This window comes from Psychrobacillus sp. MER TA 171 (genome assembly GCF_023713305.1).
GTDB lineage: Bacteria > Bacillota > Bacilli > Bacillales_A > Planococcaceae > Psychrobacillus.
This window is the reverse complement of the sequence record NZ_JAMAWN010000018.1, coordinates 26985-46415: the sequence shown is the minus strand read 5'-3', so window position 1 is coordinate 46415 and position 19431 is coordinate 26985. Positions and strand designations below refer to the sequence as shown.

The window sequence follows — 19431 nt, the reverse complement described above, 5'->3', positions numbered from 1 at the left end:
TCATCCGGCCCACGACATAATGCAATGACTAGTGATAATTAAGTCATTTGCAAAGAGCTCTACAGACAATAATAACGCCCCCAGAATTTTACGGTTTGTAAAACTCTGGGGGCATCTTCAGTTTTTTTATAATGATTATAAAAATTTCTCTCTCCAACGCAGTCGTTCTTTTTCATTTAACTGCGTTTCTAGTGCTTCGTCCCATTGATCGGTCAGCGTATTCCATACTCTTGCGAAAAACAGGTCCTCCTGCTCATTATAAATAATGTATTCTAAGCACGGGATATCATCAATGTACATTTCAGTAGATGAGATAATTTCGGAAATGATTATTAATTCCTCTCCTTCATGATCTTCCATGTTAGATTGATGTAGAGCGTCTAACAGAATTGCTTGTTCTATAGCCAGCTTTTTTTCATCTTTAGCGTATCTATACACCTGGAGCAGCTCCTCACCTTCTGAGGCAGGCTTTATATCTCCGGTTAAAAAATTATTATGGGTAGGACTAAACAGTATATGATGTGTCCCAGGTTCCTGCTCCTCTTCGAAGATTCCCTGTTCTAGTTGTTGTTTACCTTTTGCCGTTAGTACAATATTAGCTTCTCTTTTTTCTATTAAACCTGACTTTCTCATAACCTCTATTAAATCATCGATGAATAGCTGCTCCACCATCAACAATTCACTAAGCTGGGCAGAGGTGTTAATATTCGCTTTTTGAAAGGAGATTAACATCATTTTCATCAGTACGTCCATTTTTGTACGCTTCACTCGTTTATATTCCACTTCAATTGTATGGACTGGAACACACCAATTTAGTGATTCCATTATTTTCACCTTAGAATTTTGGTAAATTTCTTTTTCTAAGCGTTTTTGTAATGATTGCATATTTAAACTCCTATGCGACTCCCTTGTCCAATCACATCTGGATCACGAAAGCCTTCCTTCTGTTTTACTATTGTTTTTAAACGACCATACATTTCTCTGGAGCTTTTTTGCTTAGCTCGTTTCGTAAACATTTCCACACTGCCTACTATGACTAGCAGCTCTCTAGCACGAGATAATGCTACATTCAGTCGACGATAATCATTAGCAAATCCAATGTCTCCACTCTTGTCCTGGTTGTTACGTACCATGCTCAAAAGGATGACGTCCATTTCCATTCCTTGAAACTTGTCTACCGTTCCAGTTCTAAAATGCAAATGCTTTAAGTTCATTTCCTGTTGAATGAGTCGATCAATTCTTTTTACTTGTTCACCATAGAAGCTAATAACTCCAATGCTTTTCTTTTCATGTTGCTCCATTCTTCCCTCTTGCTTAGCTTTCTCTGTAGCTTTGTCCAAGTCAATGAGAATCTTTCTAATTGAATCGAGCTCAGCTTGATTGAATCTACTCTTACCGTCCTTCATACGTTCTTCAAAGTATCGTTTTTCATTAGGCATATCAACCCATAGAAGATGGTCGGTTCTTTTGACAATCTCAGAATCTAATAAATGGTCCCTCATCGCATCAGAATCGGTTAGGCCACATTGTAACCTGTAGTTCTCTTCCTCATAAAACGGCGTAATAGTTTCCATAATACTCTCATGCATTCGATATTGAATCGCTAGCATTGTTTTATTGCTCTTAGGTAAATTTTTGAAGAGACGTTCGAAAAGAGACTCTTTGAGCAACTTTTTCAACTCTTCTTTTTCTTCGAAGCTATCGCTTTCTTCAAGAATAGCCTGAAGCGTTTCATCTAACGTATCCTCTCCAACTAATGGAGGAAGCTGATGATGATCACCTACTAGAATAATCTTCTTTCCTTTTAACATCGGCAACAAGAGTTCTGGTGGTGTAGCTTTGGATACCTCGTCAATGATGACAACATCGAAGGTTGGATAATTCTCCATAAATTCTTTTCTAGCAGATGCAACACAAGTAGTCCCAATCACATTCGCATGACGCACATATAGCTTTCTTATCTCATCTAAGTCATGATCGTTAGCTTCCTGTAAAAGAGAAAACCATTCCGTTTGAAGAGCTTGAGTTATAGGTAGGCGCTCTAATTCAATGTGTATCTGCGCACTTTCTTTTTCTAAAGCCGTGTAGCTCTCTTCCAATTTCTTTAATGCATTTTCTGGATTTTGGAGTATGATTTCATCTAAAATCTTTAAGCGCTTTTCCTGGTCTAGACCTTCTGCATTTACCATCTTAGCTTCTTGTTCATTTTTTTGTAGAATATCTTCTTGCTCCTGAAGTTGAGTTTTAAGCTTCTCTAATTCAGCCTTTTTGTGGCCTAACTTCGCGCTGTAAACCGATACTTTCTCCAATGTTTCATCCAGAGCTGCTCTCTTTTTTTGTTTATCTAACAAGCTGGTTTCAAGAGCCTCTTGTGTTGGAAGGCCTTCAAAGTCACCAGATTCAGCGGAAATGTCCTTAATTTGTTTCTCTAAATTGGTAAGTTGGTGTTTCTGATTTGTCCCAACAATTATTAACTCTCTTGTTTGGTTATTAATAGCTTTGAACCCGTTTTCCAATTCAGTGGCTACTTGGGCCTTGATAGCCTGATACTTGGTAATGGAATTGCTCTTAGACAGTTGAATGCTTGCTTGTTGCTTTAAAACAAATTTCTCTCTTACATAAAGACCCTCTAGCAGAATAGCTAATTTCTCAGTAGTCAGCTCTTCTTCATCTGAAGTCATAATATGCTTTAATCTGTTCATAAATTGGTGAATTTCTTTAACCGTGTAGTTGGAATCAAAAACGACACCACTTCTGCCCATATTGCTTTTGACTGACTCTACAGGGTACTTATGTTTTTTTAGTAGTTTTTCTATAAATGCTATGGCCGAGCTCAATCGAGCATTTAACTCCTGCCAATCACTTGAAGACTTTATGCTTTCAATTAACAAATCCAACTCTTCCATCTGGCGGTTAACAAGAAATGATGGAACAATCCCACATAGCTTTAGACGCTCCTTCAGTTCATCCACCTTACGGATTGTTTGGATTTCTTTTTTAAGAGCTTCTAATGCCCCTAATTTTTTTTGAAGTTTTTGATGTTGTTCTCTCGTGTTTTCTATTTCTTGTTGAGCTTTTTGTAAAGAACGTACTGATTTTTGATACAAAATCTGATCTTGGATACTTTCCAATTCCTTCGTTAGCTGCTCCGTTTGTTCTGTTAATTGTTCTATTGAAGGATTAGCTTCCAGGAACTGCTCCATAGCCTTTATATCCTGAGCTAGTTGTTGAACTGCAGGACCAATACTTTGAATAGTGAGTTCAATTTCTTCACATTCCTTTTTTAATGAAACTAAGGCTTTTTTTAATGCTCTTATTTGTTGACTACGTTCATCATACTCGGTCTGTGCTATGACTTTCTTTTCAATAGCTTCTATTAAACGTTGCTTTTCTTCATCAAGACTCTTTGTCTCTAGGACAATATTATTCAATCTGTCTTTTAGTAGGTTTTCTTGAGAAGCATGATGCTCTATTACATCGGAAAGTGTTGCAAGCGTCTGTTCCTTCCAATACTGCCCCACATTTTCTTCTATAAATCTTTTCCCTTCTTCTTCTATGCTCTCCGTTCTACCAAACCGTAATATACGAATTTCTTTGTTAGATAGTAACCTACTAAGGGCATTATCTACCGCTAAGTTTGACTGAGAGGCTACAAGGGTGCGAAGTCCAGCTTTAGCATTCTGCTGACATATTTCGGAAATAACAGTTGTTTTACCCGTGCCTGGGGGACCCTGAATAACATATAAGTCTTCTGCAGACATAGCACCAACGACTGCCTCCTGTTGAAATTCATTAAGCCTATTATGGAATTCCAGTTCTTTTTGTTTATTCGTAATTCTAATTGTAGGACGATCTTCAAATAGAATTTTTTCTAGGTTGGCATTTGCTGCTAAGCCATTCTGAAGATCCTCAAAACCTTTTCGTAGTCGACGTATTTGACTAAGGGTTGCAAAATTACTAAAAACCACTTCCTTAGCTTTAGGGTTCAAACTATTTTTCCTTGCCATTTCCTTAATCCTTGGTCTTAGCTCTATTTCAATCGTGTTTTTATTCCTATTTGCTTTTAATACATCCCCAATGTCATTTTGGTAACCCTTGAAGCTAATGCTAAGCCCTCTTATTTTATTCCATTCGTTACCGTTAACTTCACAGCCTACTAATGACATCCTACTAAAATCTTCGTTAAATATAAGTTTAGAAAAGCTTGCAGTTATATCTGCAATATCCGCATTTCGTTCCTGTATTTTTAAATAACCTTCCCAGCTTGATATCCGCTTCTTCACGTACTCAGAGCGTTCCTCTGCTACAGGTAACTCTCGTATCTTTGTATGTAACTGTATCGGTAACCCAGCACCGTTATTTTTTGATGTAACGAATGATAGGTTAACTGGTAGCCTTCTATTTGTCTGCACCGGCACTCGAGAACCCCGTACATGAAATCCGGTTGCAAGAAACCCATTGTTCTGTAGTACACAGTCCATTATTGCTACCTTGCCATCCAGTTTTTCAGTAAGCTGCAAGTTCTCTATGTTGTCAAAGTATAAGGAAAGCGAGATATTTCCTTGTGCATTAACCGGACGTTTCTCAATGTAAACTTGAAACGATTTTTGTATATTAAAAAAGTCGTGTTCATCAGCTGACCACTCCTGTATTCCTTTGCGAGCATTATTAGTCATCATTAAATTGCAGCGCATTGTTTTTTCTAGAGTTGAAACATTACTCATGAACAGACCTCCTTTTAGATTTTTTAGTCCAACTTTTATATGTTAGCATTTTTTAAGGATTTCTTAAATTATCAATCACTATTTTAATTTGGTTATATTTAGAAAGGTTAATTTTTTTATTGCACTCAACTAGTAAAACACAAACTATATACTCCTTAGTTATCCAACTCACCCTGTAGTAAAATTCCATAAATACAATCTCGCCATGCACATGTTAACGTATCGTAAAAGTTCTCTGCACCCGTCCATAAGCAAAAACATTTTAGAAAAGAAAAAATTGTATTATATTAATATAATTTTCTAAATAATTACAATATTATAATTTTTTGTTTGTAATTTTTATTATTTTTCCCTATTATTAAAATACAGTTTTCTAACTTAATATTCAGAAAGCTAGTAAAGTTGAAGGAGGAAGGAAAATGCCAAAGAAAGCTGGAAGTGTATTAAACCCTGCTAGTCCTCAAAAAACCTCTAAAAAAGTGAAAAAAAGCGGAAAGGAACCACCACTTTACAACTATGAGGCTATTGCACACAGCCCTGAATTTGTTGCCTTAAAAAAGAAGAAAAGAAATTTTATCGTTCCAATAACGATTTTCTTTCTGCTATTTTATATTTCTTTACCAATTTTAACGTCTTATACAACTATATTAAACAAGCCAGCAATTGGAGATATAACTTGGGTTTGGGTTTTTGCTCTTGCTCAATTCATCATGACTTGGACCTTATGTATGATCTATGTTCGTAAAGCAGAGGGGTTTGATAAGGATGCGGAAGAAATAATCGAAAAGGAAAAGGCAGGTGATTATGTATGAATGGCATGAGTACAGTCGGTCTTATATTTTTTGTAGGAATCGTAGCATTAACTCTATTTGTCACATACATTGCGTCCAAACGAACTAACTCTGCTAGTGAATTTTACACTGCCGGTGGAGGTTTGTCTGGCTGGCAAAATGGGATAGCCATCGCAGGAGATTACCTTTCTGCTGCATCATTCCTCGGAATTGCCGGAGCTATCGCACTTTTTGGTTTTGATGGTTTTTTCTATAGTATAGGTTACTTAGTAGCATATTTAGTTGTACTTTACATCGTAGCAGAGCCTCTAAGAAATTTGGGGAAATATACGTTAGCCGATATGATTAATGCACGCTTTAACCAAAAGAAAGTACGTGGAGCTGCCGCGATTAGCACTATTACAATCGTTTTGTTCTATATGATTGCACAGCTTGTGGGTGCAGGTGCACTAATACAACTATTACTAGGCATTGATTACTGGATTGCTGTACTAATCGTAGGAACAATGATGACCATCTATGTTCTTTGGGGTGGAATGGCTGCAACGAGCTGGGTACAGATCATTAAGGCTGTATTGTTAATGATTGGGACAGTCCTTATCTCGTTTTTAGTATTATGGAAATTCAACTTTAATATCCTTGGTATGTTCACTGAGATGAAAACGGTTACAGAGCAAGGAGAAAACTTCTTAAATCCTGGAGTAAAGTATACGAATGGCTTGGACACAATTTCTATGATGATCGCCTTAGTATTAGGTACAGCAGGCTTACCTCATATTCTTATGCGATTCTTCACAGTAAAAGATGCTAAAACTGCCCGCTCTTCTGTGGTGTATGCAACATGGATTGTAGGTATCTTCTATGTTCTTACTATTTTCCTAGGTTTCGGAGCTGCTTACTTTGTAGGAGCTAGCGACATTATGTCTGCAAACTCAGCAGGAAACATGGCAGCACCATTACTAGCGCAGGCACTAGGAGGGGATATCCTCATGTCTTTCGTATCTGCTGTTGCCTTCGCCACTATATTAGCAGTAGTAGCAGGACTAGTGCTATCAGGTGCATCTGCATTTGCCCATGATATTTATGGACAAATCATAAAGAAAGGAAAAGCAACTGAAAAACAGCAAATGAGAGCGGCTCGTTTTGCTTCTGTTGGGGTTTCACTTCTATCTATTGTTTTAGCCTTAGGAGCACAAACGATGAATGTTGCGTTCTTGGTTTCACTAGCATTCTGTATCGCTGCAAGTGCTAATTTACCGGTGATCATCTACACCATCTATTGGAAAAAGTTCAATACCACTGGAGCTATGACAGCAATTGTCACCGGGCTAGTTACTGCTCTAGTATTAGTTTCCTTAAGTCCAAACCTTTGGGGAACAGATGGCACTCATTTATTTAATGGTACAGCTCTTTTCCCATTAACTAACCCTGCGATTTTTTCAGTACCTGCTGGGTTCTTGGGTGGCTATATAGGCACATTAATAGGAGCAAGAGCAGATCAGAAGAAATATGCAGAGGTCGATGTCAAAGCAAATATCGGGTTAAAATAAGAAAAAGGCGAAGAGAATTACCTCTTCGCCTTTTTTATTTAGCTGTATCAGGAAATACACGTTGTACTGTATCTGTAAACTCATCAAAGAATCCTTCAACCGGCTCCCCTGCTTTAATCTTTGTTCCGTACTCTTCCATACGGCCAACAAAATCAGGATCCAAAGATACATACACGTTCTCAAAATTTAAATTACCTTTACCTTCTTTAGCTTTTTCAGATATACGAGTTTTTAACTCATCGTTATCTTCTGTTCCTTCTTTCGCTTTAACAGCAACATATGCATTTGTATCCGTCACTAACACATGAGCAACATCTACTTCATCCAATTCTGCAATTTTTGCAGCCACGTCATCTGCTACATCAACCTTTTGATCTCCGTTTGTAGAAACGTCTTTTCCTTCTTCTTCACCAATTTCTCCATCGTTCCCAGTATCAACTGTTGCATTAGGATCCATATTCCCATCTTGAGTTGTATCCGTTGTCGTATCTGTTGTTTTATCATCCTTAGCATCATCATTTCCACATGCTGTTAAGAACCCTATTATAAGAATAGCGATTAATATCTTCATCTTTTTTATCATTTTATTTTCTCCTTTTCAATAAATTATTACAGTCGTATGATGTGAGTTCTGTAAGAAAATATGCACCAAAATAAAAAATAGATTATTTAAATAATTTAAAATAGACTTTCTATTATCTGTTATAATTTTTAGAAGTAATTGTTAATTAAAAATATATAAAAGAGGTGTTTTTAAGATGACTAATGATTTATTTCGAAGATTAGAAGAAGGTTTTAATGACATGGTAACAATTAGAAGGTATTTACATATGCATCCTGAGGTATCCTTTCAAGAGACTAACACTGCCAAATATATTCAAAACTTTTACTTACAACTTGGTATACCTTTTGACGCCAATGTGGGCGGAAATGGTGTTGTCGCAAGAGTTAAAGGGGCACGCCCTGGGAAAACGGTTGCTTTGCGTGCAGACTTTGATGCACTACCCATTCAAGATGAGAAGGAAGTTCCGTATAAATCTACAGTACCTGGTGTAATGCACGCCTGTGGACATGATGGACATACTGCTACACTGCTCATTCTTGCCCGTACTATACATGAGTTAAAAGATGAACTGAGCGGAGAATACGTATTTATACATCAGCATGCGGAGGAATATGCACCAGGTGGCGCAAAACCAATGATAGAAGCTGGCTGCTTACATGACGTAGATGTAATTTTTGGTACCCATTTATGGTCTCAAACTCCCCTTCACACAATTGCCTATCGCTCCGGCCCAATTATGGCTGCAGCAGATCGTTTTATCATCAAAATTCAAGGGCGCGGTGGTCATGGCGCTAATCCTCATGACACAAAAGATGCCATTTTGGCTGCTTCACAACTAGTAGTTAATTTGCAGCAAATTGTCTCAAGAAGAGTCAATCCGGTAGAGTCGGCTGTTCTTTCTGTCGGTTCATTTGTTGCCGACAATGCATTTAACATTATCGCTGATTCGGTTAAATTGAGCGGAACCATTAGAACATTTACTCCTGCTGTAAGAGATTTAATGGAGAATGAGTTACGACGCGTGTTAGACGGAACTTGTCTGACTGCAGACTGTACCTATACACTCACATATGAAAGAGGATACCCTCCAGTCATTAACCATAAAGAAGAAACAGAATATCTTGCTGAAATAGCAAGACAAATCCCAGATGTCAAAGAGGTACAGGAATCGGAGCTTTTAATGATTGGTGAGGATTATGGCTATTATCTCGAACAAATTCCAGGGACGTTTTTCTTCACCGGAGCTATGCCTGATGGAGATGTCTACCCACATCATAGCCCGATGTTTGATTTTGATGAAAAGGCCATGCTAACAGCAGCTAAAACGTTAGGGCATGCCGCTATTCTCTATCAAAAGAAATAAAGCTCGGATGAAGCAACAAGTGACTCACACTTAACTTCTGCGTGGCTCTGCTTGAAAACTTCAGGAGAAAGCAGAAACCGAATTTAAATTGTCACAGTCTTTGTTCTGATATCGGCTTATATATTTCCAATTTCCCATGTAAACCGTTAAAATATATTAGTATGAATAACGATAAAAATTTTATTACTTAATGAAACTATTTAAGCGGTAGTTACGTAAAATTAATTAAATAAAGAAATTTGGGGAGGTTTATCAATGGCTATTAATCTTGTAAAAGGACAAAAAATTGATCTTACTAAAGGTAGGTCTTCTTTAAAAAGTGTCATGGTTGGACTTGGATGGGATCCAGTAAGTCAAAAAAGCGGTGGGTTTTTAGGTAGTCTTTTTGGCGGTGGTTCTAGTGGCGCTGCTATAGACTGTGACGCTTCAGTTCTACTTTTAAACGAAAATGGAAAGTTATCTTCCAAACAACAATTAATATATTTTGGAAACAAAACTTCTAACAATGGCAGCGTGGTACATATGGGTGACAACCGTACCGGAGATGGTGACGGAGACGATGAGGTAATTAACGTAAACCTTAAATCAGTTGCAAGTTCTGTTCATAGACTTTTATTTGTCGTTAATATTTACCAAGCAAAACAACGAAAACAAGATTTTGGCTTGATAAAAAATGCATTTATTCGTTTAGTGGACAACGATACAAGACAAGAATTAGTACATTATAATCTTTCTGATAATTATTCTGGGAAAACTTCACTTTTCCTTGGGGAACTATATCGCGATGGTGAAGAGTGGAAATTCTCGGCTATTGGAGAAGGTACAGCAGACACTGATATTTCATCTATAGCAAACAAATACTTATAAGGAGTGGGATATAAACATGGCTATTAATTTATCTAAAGGACAAAAGGTAGACTTAACTAAAGGTAATCCAGGGTTAACAAACATTATTGTAGGTCTAGGCTGGGATACAAACAAATATGACGGCAGAAACGACTTCGACCTTGACTCTTCCGTTTTCTTATTAAATAGCAGTGGAAAATGTGCATCTGAGGCTGATTTTATTTTTTATAACAATACTTCAGGTAGTAATGGAGCAGTTGTTCATACAGGAGATAATCGCACAGGCGAAGGCGATGGCGATGATGAGCAAGTTAATATAAACCTTGCAAACGTTACAAGTTCTATTGAAAAAATTGCTTTTAGCATTACTATTCACGATGCAGAAGCTAGAGGTCAAAACTTTGGTCAAGTAAATAATTCATACGTACGAATTATCAATGCAGACACTCAGGAAGAACTAATTCGCTACGATTTAGGAGAAGATTTCTCAATTGAAACAGCAGTAGTTGTAGGTGAATTGTATCGCCACAATAACGAGTGGAAATTTAATGCAATTGGTAGCGGCTACCAAGGTGGATTAGGAGCTTTAGTTTCTGACTTTGGCTTAAACTAGTTAAATCTTTTCTAAAGCAAGGGTTTTCTCCTTGCTTTTTTTTTACAAAGAGTATATTTAATAGAACTTGGGTGACCTATAGCCCCTTCTTCTTTCAAGGAGTGATTACCATCAGACATTTTAAGGGTTTAAGTGAAAATGAAGTGAATAATTTTTTTCATCTACCTCCTAAAGAATTTTCAAAAACGACAGACAAGCTAAAATTGGGGATTGCTATGGGTGCCACTTTATATATTCCTGGCCTAATGAGTAATTTTTCTTCAAAACTAATCAAGAGATCTTTTGAAAATCTTACTAGTGTAATTATGTGTTTAGAGGATTCTATTTCAGATAACGCGCTAACAGAAGCCGAAAACAATGTAGTAGAACAACTGCACACCTTAGCTGAAGCAATCAGCGCAAATGCTACCCTACAGTATGATTTGCCCCTCCTATTTATAAGAATTCGAAGCGTAGACCAGTTACAGAGAATTGCTAGTCAGTTAGGAAATGACTTAGACCTTATCACGGGTATAGTCTTCCCTAAATGTAATTCTACTAATGCTAATGATTTCTTTTCATGCTTGGATTCCTTAAACCAAGCAAGATCCGTTACGCTATATGGTTTGCCTATTATTGAATCAAAAGAGATTATTTATAAAGAGTCTCGACAAGAGGAGCTCCAAAAGCTCTATAAGATTTTCTTGAATTACGAACGTCTCATATTAACCATTAGAGTTGGGGCAACAGACTTCTCTAGCCTTTTTAGCCTTAGACGGCCATATAATAGAACTGTTTACGAGCTACAATTAATTGGAGATTGTTTAACAGAAATTCTAAACACTTTTAGACGCTATGAGGATAACTTTATAATTTCAGGTCCTGTATTTGAATACTTTGATGATAAAAGTAAGGACATCTTATGGGAAGAAGTTCAACTAGACCTTTTGAATGGATTTTACGGTAAAACGTGCATTCATCCAAGCCAAGTAGATATCGTTAATGCTGTCTATCCTGTTTCTAAGGAGACGTTTGACGACGCTAGCATGATCGTTGGAAACAGATATGGAAATAATGGGATTTTAAGTAGCCCTTCAAAAAATAAAATGAATGAGGTTAAACCTCATTATAGTTGGGCTTTAAAAATACTGGCGCAAGCAGAAATATATGGGGTGCTAAATGAAAATGTTACCACACACGACTTTATCGGCTACATCAAGAACATATAATTTACATGGAAATTTAAAGCTAACCATTGATGTTCAAAATAATCCGTACAACCTTAATCCAGATAAGCTTTTTGAAATGGGAGTAAGAATAAATAAAAAAAGACAATTTCTCTTTATTAGTCGCCTGCTCGGGAAACACCTACCAGTAGACCCTTCTCTTTCACTAGGAACTGGGACTGTTCTTGCTTCTATGTTAATGGAAAATGAAGGTTTACCTGCTCATCCACAGTTAATGGATATTATTCAAATGATTGATTCCGGCCAGTCAGACCGCACGCTTAGCCTTAGCTCTTTAAAATATAAGGTTAAATTACCGTCTAATACTGTCTTTATAGGCTTCGCAGAAACTGCCACCGGTTTAGGTCATGCTGTTTTTAATCATTTTGATGAGGCTCAGTACATTCATACTACGCGTGAAGAAATCATCAATCTCTCCCCTTCTTTTGTTTTTGAAGAAGAGCATTCTCATGCTACCTCTCACCGAGTATATGCTTCAGAGAACGTGTTAAAGGAAGCGGAAACGATTGTACTTATCGATGATGAAATAACCTCTGGCCTCACACTTTCCAATTTAATTATATCCTTAAATAAAAAGTTCCCAAAAAAGCAGTTTAAAATATTGTCTATTCTGGATTGGAGAAGTGTAGAAAATATAAACAACTTTACTGACTTAATGAAACAAAATGGGATTCATGCCGAAATAATTCCCATTCTTTCTGGTCAATTCACTCTACACAATACAGCTACCATCAAAGAGGAAGTCATACCTTATCTAAAAGGGGGTGAAGAAGTTCATGTGTCTTTAGAAGATGACATCCCCTCTCAGTGCACCACGCCCTATTTTAGCGAACATGCAATTTATAGCACTCTCACTGGTAGATTTGGCCTGACGAGTGAAAGCCATGCAGCAATGGACGACTGGATACATAAATTACTTGAGAAGCTGAAATTAGATAGGGATAAACCAACGCTTGTAATAGGCATAGGAGAAAACATATATATTCCAAGCCGTATTGCTCTCGCACTAGGTAAACATACCAAGATCCAAACAACGACTAGAAGCCCAATCTTTGCAAAAAAAGAAGAACACTATCCAATTAAAAGTAAGTGTAAATTTATTTTGCCTGATTCAAATGGTGTTGAACAATACTTATATAACGTTGCAGAACATGAATTTGAACAAATCTTAGTAGTAGCAGAGTCTGTAAAAAATAAAGAAACCTGGTCTCCTTTACTAAGCTATTTGCACAGCAAAGGATCGGTCACATGGTTATCCCTTACATCGCCAGCTAACAGAGGGGGATTAGAGGATGCTTAAGACTGATCACTTAGTTAAAACTAGTTACTCACCAGAAGACATTACCTTCTTACTAAAGGATATGTCCAAAATTCAAATTGAATCGAACATAGATAATCGAGAAAAGGCATTTTCTTTAGGGCATCATTACTCTGAGTCCTTACCTATAGAATATCGACCCTCTCCAGAGTATCTACGTTTATACAATCAGGCTATGAACCAGCTTTCTAGCTATATAGCTCAATTAGTAGGCATTGTCACTAGACGCGTCCACAAATATGCAGGAACGGATCAAGTCGTCATCATTTCCTTGGCACGCGCAGGAAGCCCAGTAGGAATTTTAATGAGAAGATATGCTCGTACTTTTTTAGGCTTAGACTGGCCACATTTTAGCGTATCCATCTTAAGAGGAAAAGGGATTGACGAAAATGCTATAAAAACAGTGCGTGATTTATACCCGAACCATCATTTACAATTTGTAGATGGTTGGACAGGAAAAGGTGCCATTCAAAAAGAGTTGACCAAATCCGTTCAACAATTGAATGAACAAGGTCTTCACTTAAACGATGACCTTGCAGTCCTTTCCGATCCTGGTGGATGTGCAACGTTATATAGCACAAGAGAAGATATTCTAATACCTAATGCCTTTTTAAATTCTACAGTATCTGGCTTAATCAGTAGAACTATTCTAAATAACGCCTATCAGTCACCAGAGGATTTTCATGGGGCCAAGTATTACGCGGAGCTTGAGGATGAGGATGTGTCCAACTCTTTTGTCGATCAAATAACTGCTCATTTTTCTGCTGAAGAGGAAAATACCCTAAAGCAGTTCAATGAATTCCCTATTAAGAACGAAAGAACCTGGTCAGGCATGCAGGTAGCTCAAGAAATCGCACACAAATATTACAAAAACTCTGACCTCACCAAAGTAAAGCCTAGTATTGGGGAAACGACTAGAACGTTATTAAGAAGGAAACCTCATAAAATTCTCTTAAGAGATGAAAATGAGGAAGCTGTTAAGCATATTTTAAGCTTATGCCAAGAAAAAAATATACCTATTGAAATAATCCCTGACCTTTATTACCGTGCTATTGGGCTTATAGAATCGGAGGAATTAATATGACTATTCTATTTGCGAGTGATTTAGATCGAACACTCATATATAGTAAAAAATCTAGAGGTCTCGAAGTAAGTGAACAAGATCTAGCCATAGTAGAGTGGCGTGAGAACAATCCGACAGCATTCATGACCAAGGAAGGACTAGAAATTTTTAAAGAACTCTCCTCTTCCATTGAATTTTTGCCAGTCACAACTAGAACTAGTAAACAATATGAACGTTTGTTTAGATTGTATAATCCTCAGGAGAAGCCAACATACTCCATTGTTTCCAATGGAGCTGTAATATTAGAAAATGGTAAACCTATTCCGGAATGGTCTGATAAAATAGAGGTACAGCTTGAGAACGACTGTACCTCTGTCTCTCACGTACTATCACAGATTGAACCTTATATTAAAAGAGGCTCCGTCTTAAAATCTTTACAGGCAGAGAACTGGTTTGTGTATATGATTATAGATGAGGAGAGATTTACAGTTGAGGACTTGGAAGACCTATCCCAACTCTTTTACAAGCAAGGCTTTACCTTGTCTAAACAAGGAAGAAAGTTGTACGTAATGCCTAATTGTATTAACAAATCTCTCGCTCTTGAGTTTGTAGCTGATCGAGTAGAGGCAGAAACAGTAATTGCAGCAGGTGATTCATTATTAGACTTAGATATGGTTTTGAGTGCTGATTACGGTTTCATCCCTCAGCATGGAGAAGTTATATTAAATAATTCGCACCTCCCATCTCACGTCCAAGTAACCGATCAAACTGGTGTATTGGCAGGTGAGGAAATAATAAAAAAAGTTCATAATATTTGTTATAATATGTATTAACAGGAGGTAAAACCCATGGTGAAGTTAAATCCAATAAGGATGCAGTCGTGGGATTCATCTAACATTGGGAAATGGCTAAAAAACTCTTTAGAAGACCCTAGCATAGTGACAGTCGATCAAGATAGCCTGACATATCCCCAGTTATTATGCCAATTTATTGGTGTTTCTATGGATGAAGATGAGTATTTTACTATTTTGCATACACAATTAAATGATTCTGATGGTAAGCTGATTAATCTTACTAATTCTCTTAATAAAAATATTGCACCTGATAAACTACGTGCTATTAATCAGCTTTTTGAAATACATCGCCAGGAAAAAGGACTGTCTCCGAATCGAATGGTTGCCTTTTTGGAAGGTCATTTTTTACTCCCAAAACTCAATGATACCGATTTAAATAGACGTATAAGGATTGTTTTAATCGATTTATTAAAACAGCTCCAATCTAACTATGTTGAAGGGACACAGCACCATGAGTATCGACGGATAACGATTGATATGATTAAATGGATATTCAATCATGTCGAGCCTGTTTTAGAAAAATTAGACTTTCAAACTGGTCTGCCCGGCTTCCTCTGGTACGGTGATGCTACTCCTAGTGAGAGATGGTTTCTAAAGTTTTTAGGAGCTTATGGATTTCATATCGTCATATTTAATCCCTGCGATGAATCCTGGCCAATGCAAATGCTTGGAATAGATGAGGAACATTCCTTTAAATTTCCCAAAATAGCAAGCAAGCCAAGTGAATTTCCAAATGAGATGCCTAAAATTGCTGGTACAGTTGCTTTTAGAGCTACTCAAGAAATAAATGAACTCTTACATCACGATGATTCAGGTCTTTATAAGCCTTTTCAATTTAAATCATATTCCATAAATTCCTTAAGGTTAAAAACCACCGAGGATGAAGCATTCTTAATAGCTAAAGAACGTGCAATGATTCGGCCTCACTTTCAAGTAAGCAGTCAGCAAGTAACTATTCCCGTCGTTTTTGCTAAATACATGGGAATAGACCGCAATCGAAAGCGTTTTTGGAACAACGTGCATTCCTTAACCTCTCGAGAGGATACCCATGTGATTCGTCAATTCCCATTTACTAAGGAACAAAAGGCAAATCCAGTTTTTCATTATCGAAATGCTTTAAACTCTGACGGAATGTTAGATCCTGAGATTATGAAATCTTCTAATTGGTGGTCTTATGGTAAGCTACCTTCAGGTACACAAACAGCGATAGGTGAAGCCATTGCTAAGCATGTGCGTGATCCCATTCTTATTCCTCAGGGAAACGAAACACATGAGGAATTACAATTATATGCGTTCTCTCAATCCATGTTTATACCTGATTTTGTTATACGTCTGTTTCAAACGTTTGATTACCCTCAATTTGTTCCAACTATCTTCCTTTATAACGAAGAAAAGGGACCCGAGTTGAGTAGAGCAGATGCAAACGCTCTATGCATCATGCATCATCTTGGTTTAGATATTATATTGGTAAATCCGCAAGGACATTTGGATATAGAAAAATGGGTTCAAGAAGGAATGTTTGATCTGCACTGGATGGATGATAGATCCTTCAATGAGCCTTTTAAAGAAGAGAATGTAGTAAGTAAGATTTTTAAAAAATTTAGATGATATAGGGGTTGAAGTAGTTTGGAACTAGAAAAATTAGAAATGGACCAAAAGGAACAGCTTTTAGAGGAAAGCAATGAACTCAAAACACAATTGAAGAGAGATCCTCAGGTTTTACAATTGGTTGCGAAAATTGATCCTAAAAACCAAGTAGAGTTGTTAGAGTTTGGTCGCGAGCCAGCAAACGAAATCTCTGCTTTTACAGGAAGAATTTTAAACACAATAAAATCTAGTAGTATGGAAGAATCCAGCGAGCTTTTAAAACAGCTTGGTAAAATTATGGATAAGTTCGATAAAAAAGATTTTGTAGAAAAGCCATCTCTATTGAGCAAGGTGTTCAAAAAGGGTGAGAAGCTAATTGAAAAGCTCTTCAATAAGTATCAAACAATGGGGAAAGAAATAGACAAAGTCTTCATTGAAATTACGAAATATGAAAAAGAGATGAAAGCTTCTACTCAAACGTTAGAAGAACTCTACGATAAAAACTTCACTTATTTCATGGAGCTAGAGAAATATATTGTTGCAGGTGAATTAAAGCTTAACCAGTTACGCCAGCAGCTCCCTGCCCTACAGGAAAAAGCAGAGAGAGGCGATCAGCTTGTTTTAATGGATTTAAATTCCCTTCAAAATGCCATTGAGCTACTAGATCAAAGAATTTATGACTTAGAAATGGCTAAACAAGTTGCCTATCAGTCTGCCCCTCAAATCCGAATGCTGCAACGAGGTAATACCAAGCTTATAGGGAAGATTAACTCTGCATTTGTGACTACCATTCCTATATTTAAAACTGGTCTAATCAATGCTATTTCTGCCAAACGACAAAACTTGGTTGCCCAATCGATGAGTGAATTAGACCGTCGAACAAACGAAATGCTGTTAAGAAATGCGAATGACATTTCTAGGCAAAGTGTAGATATCGCCAGAATGTCAGGTCAGCCTAGTATTAAAATTGAAACGATTGAGCAAACGTGGGAAACGATTATGCGTGGGATGAACGAAACAAAGGCGATTGAAGATGAAAACCGTAAAATGAGAGAACAAGGTCGTCTTCGATTAGAAGAGCTTCAAAAGAAATATGAAGATGGTCAAAGAAAATAAAACACTTACTCAGTACTCACTAATTTAAAGGAGGAATTGAAATGTCAGTTATTAACCTATCTAAAGGACAAAAGATTGATCTTACAAAAACGAATCCTGGATTAACAAAAATTATGGTTGGATTAGGTTGGGATACAAATCGCTATAGTGGTGGTCATGACTTTGATTTAGACGCCTCTGCTTTCTTAGTTGATTCAAATGGAAAGGCACTAAGCGATAAAAGTTTCATCTTCTATAACAATCTTCAAAGTGAGGATGGCTCAGTTGTTCATACTGGAGATAATCGCACAGGTGATGGCGATGGTGACGATGAGCAATTGTTAGTGAACCTTCAACAAGTCCCTAGCGGTGTGCATAGAGTAGTTTTTACCGTTACTATTCATGATGCAGAGGCTAGGAATCAGAACTTTGGTCAGGTTTCTAATGCCTTTATCCGGATTGTAAATGACGAGACGCATGAAGAAATAGTTCGATACGATTTGGGAGAGGACTTTTCCATTGAAACGGCACTTGTTGTTGGTGAGATATACAGACACGGAAATGAGTGGAAGTTTAACGCAATTGGGAGCGGTTTCCAAGGTGGCTTAGCCTCTTTAATAACGGAATTTGGTCTTAGCTAAGCAATTTAATAAGTGCATGACAAGCTTACAAGAAAGATTGAACTTTATATCTCAAGCCCGCACAGTAAAGGAAATCTCTCGAGTTCATATGAAACTTGGGAGATTTCTATTTTGAGCCATTAAATTCCTGATATATATGTTTAGATGTCTACTTTGCATACTAAACTACCACCGTTCCAGAAAGAGATTCATGAGAAAGGAGTTCAACTATGCTGAAAGATTTATCTTCCCTCTTTCCTTCCTATCATAAATTTTCAGAATACCCAAATAACACAGATAAGGACGTTCATACTTTTCATGATCCTTCTAGTAATCAGTGGATACAAATAAAGAAGAATGAAGTATCCTCTCGGGACTTTTCGCTACTCTCTTCTTTCTACACAGTAGTAGATTTAACGTTGCCTTCTGATTACTCACTTTCTGAAAGGTGGACTCGTTTTCTTCAAGGCTCTGGTGAGCTACCTATTGAGGCAGGCAAGAAAATTCGTATTATACAGCTTGTGATAAAGAGTAATAGCTTTCAAAATACAGACTTGGCCAAGGCCGTTCAATTATTTTTCGAGGATGCTGTGCAACTTGTTTTCGTAGCCCCCAACAATGCCTTACTGATTGAACAAAAGTCTACTTATACTCAGTCTCCAGAGGACCTGGCTTCCTTTATCTCAGCTTTAGAAAGTGATTTTTTTATAAAAGCCCAGCTCTTTATCGGGAAGTTCTATCCTGTAGATGAACAAACACCTTCACGTTATGCTTTAGAAAGAGAATGGTTTTCTAATGGAATAGGCAACTATTTTCCTGGACGAATTTATACACTCGAAAGCATATTTCCGACCATCCTAACCAATGAAATGTCGGAAAGCTTGAGACAAATCATCCACCACGAAGTGTTAATTCCAATTGAATTTGACACGGAGCTACTGCAAACCGTCCGTGCCTTTTTCGAAAATGGCTTCAACGCCTCTATCACTTCAAAAAAATTACATATTCACCGGAATACACTTCATTATAGATTGTCAAAATTTCAGGAAATCACAGGTATATCAGTCCGTGACTTTGGCGGAGCCCTCATTGTATATTGTGCTAGCTTGCTCGTAAACTATGAATAACAACATGCACAATATATTTCTAAAAACCTTGTGCATATCATCTATATAAGCCATTAATCTCTATTGTTAAACTTAATGTATGGAAAAAA

At 37.2% G+C, this 19431-nt stretch carries 16 protein-coding genes; 13 read left to right on the top strand and 3 right to left on the bottom strand.

What is annotated here, in order from left to right:
- Positions 1–135: 135 nt before the first annotated feature.
- Both M3627_RS15170 and M3627_RS15165 read right to left on the bottom strand, forming a co-directional pair.
- A complete protein-coding gene (locus M3627_RS15170) occupies positions 136–885 on the bottom strand; it encodes a hypothetical protein (RefSeq protein ID WP_169360180.1) in 750 nt (249 codons plus the stop codon).
- Between the two features lie 2 nt (positions 886–887).
- A complete protein-coding gene (locus M3627_RS15165) occupies positions 888–4724 on the bottom strand; it encodes an AAA domain-containing protein (RefSeq protein WP_251556377.1) in 3837 nt (1278 codons plus the stop codon).
- A 419-nt stretch (positions 4725–5143) separates the two neighbouring features.
- On the opposite strand from M3627_RS15165, the gene M3627_RS15160 reads away from it, so the two are divergent.
- Together M3627_RS15160 and M3627_RS15155 are read left to right on the top strand one after the other, a co-directional pair.
- Positions 5144–5536, top strand: a complete 393-nt coding sequence (locus M3627_RS15160) for a DUF485 domain-containing protein (protein ID WP_169360182.1) — start codon at positions 5144–5146, stop codon at positions 5534–5536.
- 5 nt (positions 5537–5541) lie between these two features.
- Positions 5542–7065 carry a solute symporter family protein gene (locus tag M3627_RS15155; RefSeq protein ID WP_251556403.1) on the top strand — a complete coding sequence of 508 codons (1524 nt, stop codon included), beginning with the start codon at positions 5542–5544 and terminating at the stop codon, positions 7063–7065.
- A gap of 34 nt (positions 7066–7099) precedes the next feature.
- Here M3627_RS15155 and M3627_RS15150 read toward each other — a convergent pair whose 3' ends face one another.
- A complete protein-coding gene (locus tag M3627_RS15150; RefSeq protein ID WP_251556375.1) occupies positions 7100–7648 on the bottom strand; it encodes a YhcN/YlaJ family sporulation lipoprotein in 549 nt (182 codons plus the stop codon).
- Between the two features lie 175 nt (positions 7649–7823).
- On the opposite strand from M3627_RS15150, the gene M3627_RS15145 reads away from it, so the two are divergent.
- The 11 genes from M3627_RS15145 (at position 7824) to M3627_RS15095 (ending at position 19342) form a co-directional block, all read left to right on the top strand.
- A complete protein-coding gene (locus M3627_RS15145; RefSeq protein ID WP_251556373.1) occupies positions 7824–8993 on the top strand; it encodes a M20 family metallopeptidase in 1170 nt (389 codons plus the stop codon).
- Between the two features lie 255 nt (positions 8994–9248).
- Positions 9249–9860 (top strand): TerD family protein, encoded by a 612-nt coding sequence (locus M3627_RS15140; protein WP_169360185.1) that lies wholly within the window; start codon positions 9249–9251, stop codon positions 9858–9860.
- A 16-nt stretch (positions 9861–9876) separates the two neighbouring features.
- Positions 9877–10452 carry a TerD family protein gene (locus M3627_RS15135; protein ID WP_169360186.1) on the top strand — a complete coding sequence of 192 codons (576 nt, stop codon included), beginning with the start codon at positions 9877–9879 and terminating at the stop codon, positions 10450–10452.
- A 143-nt stretch (positions 10453–10595) separates the two neighbouring features.
- The gene (locus M3627_RS15130) at positions 10596–11660 is read left to right on the top strand and encodes an HpcH/HpaI aldolase/citrate lyase family protein (RefSeq protein WP_251556372.1); all 1065 of its coding nucleotides are present in this window, start codon (positions 10596–10598) and stop codon (positions 11658–11660) included.
- Positions 11611–12978 carry a phosphoribosyltransferase family protein gene (locus M3627_RS15125; protein ID WP_251556371.1) on the top strand — a complete coding sequence of 456 codons (1368 nt, stop codon included), beginning with the start codon at positions 11611–11613 and terminating at the stop codon, positions 12976–12978. The genes M3627_RS15130 and M3627_RS15125 overlap by 50 nt, the downstream gene beginning before the upstream one ends.
- Complete coding sequence (locus M3627_RS15120) at positions 12971–14080, top strand: cysteine protease StiP domain-containing protein (protein ID WP_251556370.1); 1110 nt, start codon at positions 12971–12973, stop codon at positions 14078–14080. Before M3627_RS15125 ends, M3627_RS15120 begins: the two co-directional genes overlap by 8 nt.
- Positions 14077–14892 carry an HAD family hydrolase gene (locus M3627_RS15115; RefSeq protein WP_251556369.1) on the top strand — a complete coding sequence of 272 codons (816 nt, stop codon included), beginning with the start codon at positions 14077–14079 and terminating at the stop codon, positions 14890–14892. Before M3627_RS15120 ends, M3627_RS15115 begins: the two co-directional genes overlap by 4 nt.
- A gap of 15 nt (positions 14893–14907) precedes the next feature.
- Entirely contained in the window at positions 14908–16521 is a 1614-nt protein-coding gene (locus M3627_RS15110; protein WP_251556367.1) for a YceG family protein, read from the top strand.
- A 39-nt stretch (positions 16522–16560) separates the two neighbouring features.
- Positions 16561–17616 carry a toxic anion resistance protein gene (locus tag M3627_RS15105; protein ID WP_169360220.1) on the top strand — a complete coding sequence of 352 codons (1056 nt, stop codon included), beginning with the start codon at positions 16561–16563 and terminating at the stop codon, positions 17614–17616.
- Positions 17617–17657: 41 nt separating this feature from the next.
- Positions 17658–18236 carry a TerD family protein gene (locus M3627_RS15100; protein ID WP_169360191.1) on the top strand — a complete coding sequence of 193 codons (579 nt, stop codon included), beginning with the start codon at positions 17658–17660 and terminating at the stop codon, positions 18234–18236.
- Positions 18237–18445: 209 nt separating this feature from the next.
- Complete coding sequence (locus tag M3627_RS15095) at positions 18446–19342, top strand: PucR family transcriptional regulator (RefSeq protein ID WP_169360192.1); 897 nt, start codon at positions 18446–18448, stop codon at positions 19340–19342.
- The last annotated feature ends 89 nt before the right edge of the window (positions 19343–19431 follow it).

Excerpts from the sequence above, each read along its gene's own strand:
- M3627_RS15170 (WP_169360180.1), bottom strand. The coding sequence starts at position 885 with ATGCAATCATTACAAAAACGCTTAGAAAAAGAAATTTACCAAAATTCT.
- M3627_RS15165 (WP_251556377.1), bottom strand. The coding sequence starts at position 4,724 with ATGAGTAATGTTTCAACTCTAGAAAAAACAATGCGCTGCAATTTAATG.
- M3627_RS15160 (WP_169360182.1), top strand. The coding sequence starts at position 5,144 with ATGCCAAAGAAAGCTGGAAGTGTATTAAACCCTGCTAGTCCTCAAAAA.
- M3627_RS15155 (WP_251556403.1), top strand. The coding sequence starts at position 5,542 with ATGAGTACAGTCGGTCTTATATTTTTTGTAGGAATCGTAGCATTAACT.
- M3627_RS15150 (WP_251556375.1), bottom strand. The coding sequence starts at position 7,648 with ATGATAAAAAAGATGAAGATATTAATCGCTATTCTTATAATAGGGTTC.
- M3627_RS15145 (WP_251556373.1), top strand. The coding sequence starts at position 7,824 with ATGACTAATGATTTATTTCGAAGATTAGAAGAAGGTTTTAATGACATG.
- M3627_RS15140 (WP_169360185.1), top strand. The coding sequence starts at position 9,249 with ATGGCTATTAATCTTGTAAAAGGACAAAAAATTGATCTTACTAAAGGT.
- M3627_RS15135 (WP_169360186.1), top strand. The coding sequence starts at position 9,877 with ATGGCTATTAATTTATCTAAAGGACAAAAGGTAGACTTAACTAAAGGT.
- M3627_RS15125 (WP_251556371.1), top strand. The coding sequence starts at position 11,611 with ATGAAAATGTTACCACACACGACTTTATCGGCTACATCAAGAACATAT.
- M3627_RS15120 (WP_251556370.1), top strand. The coding sequence starts at position 12,971 with ATGCTTAAGACTGATCACTTAGTTAAAACTAGTTACTCACCAGAAGAC.
- M3627_RS15115 (WP_251556369.1), top strand. The coding sequence starts at position 14,077 with ATGACTATTCTATTTGCGAGTGATTTAGATCGAACACTCATATATAGT.
- M3627_RS15110 (WP_251556367.1), top strand. The coding sequence starts at position 14,908 with ATGGTGAAGTTAAATCCAATAAGGATGCAGTCGTGGGATTCATCTAAC.
- M3627_RS15105 (WP_169360220.1), top strand. The coding sequence starts at position 16,561 with ATGGACCAAAAGGAACAGCTTTTAGAGGAAAGCAATGAACTCAAAACA.
- M3627_RS15100 (WP_169360191.1), top strand. The coding sequence starts at position 17,658 with ATGTCAGTTATTAACCTATCTAAAGGACAAAAGATTGATCTTACAAAA.
- M3627_RS15095 (WP_169360192.1), top strand. The coding sequence starts at position 18,446 with ATGCTGAAAGATTTATCTTCCCTCTTTCCTTCCTATCATAAATTTTCA.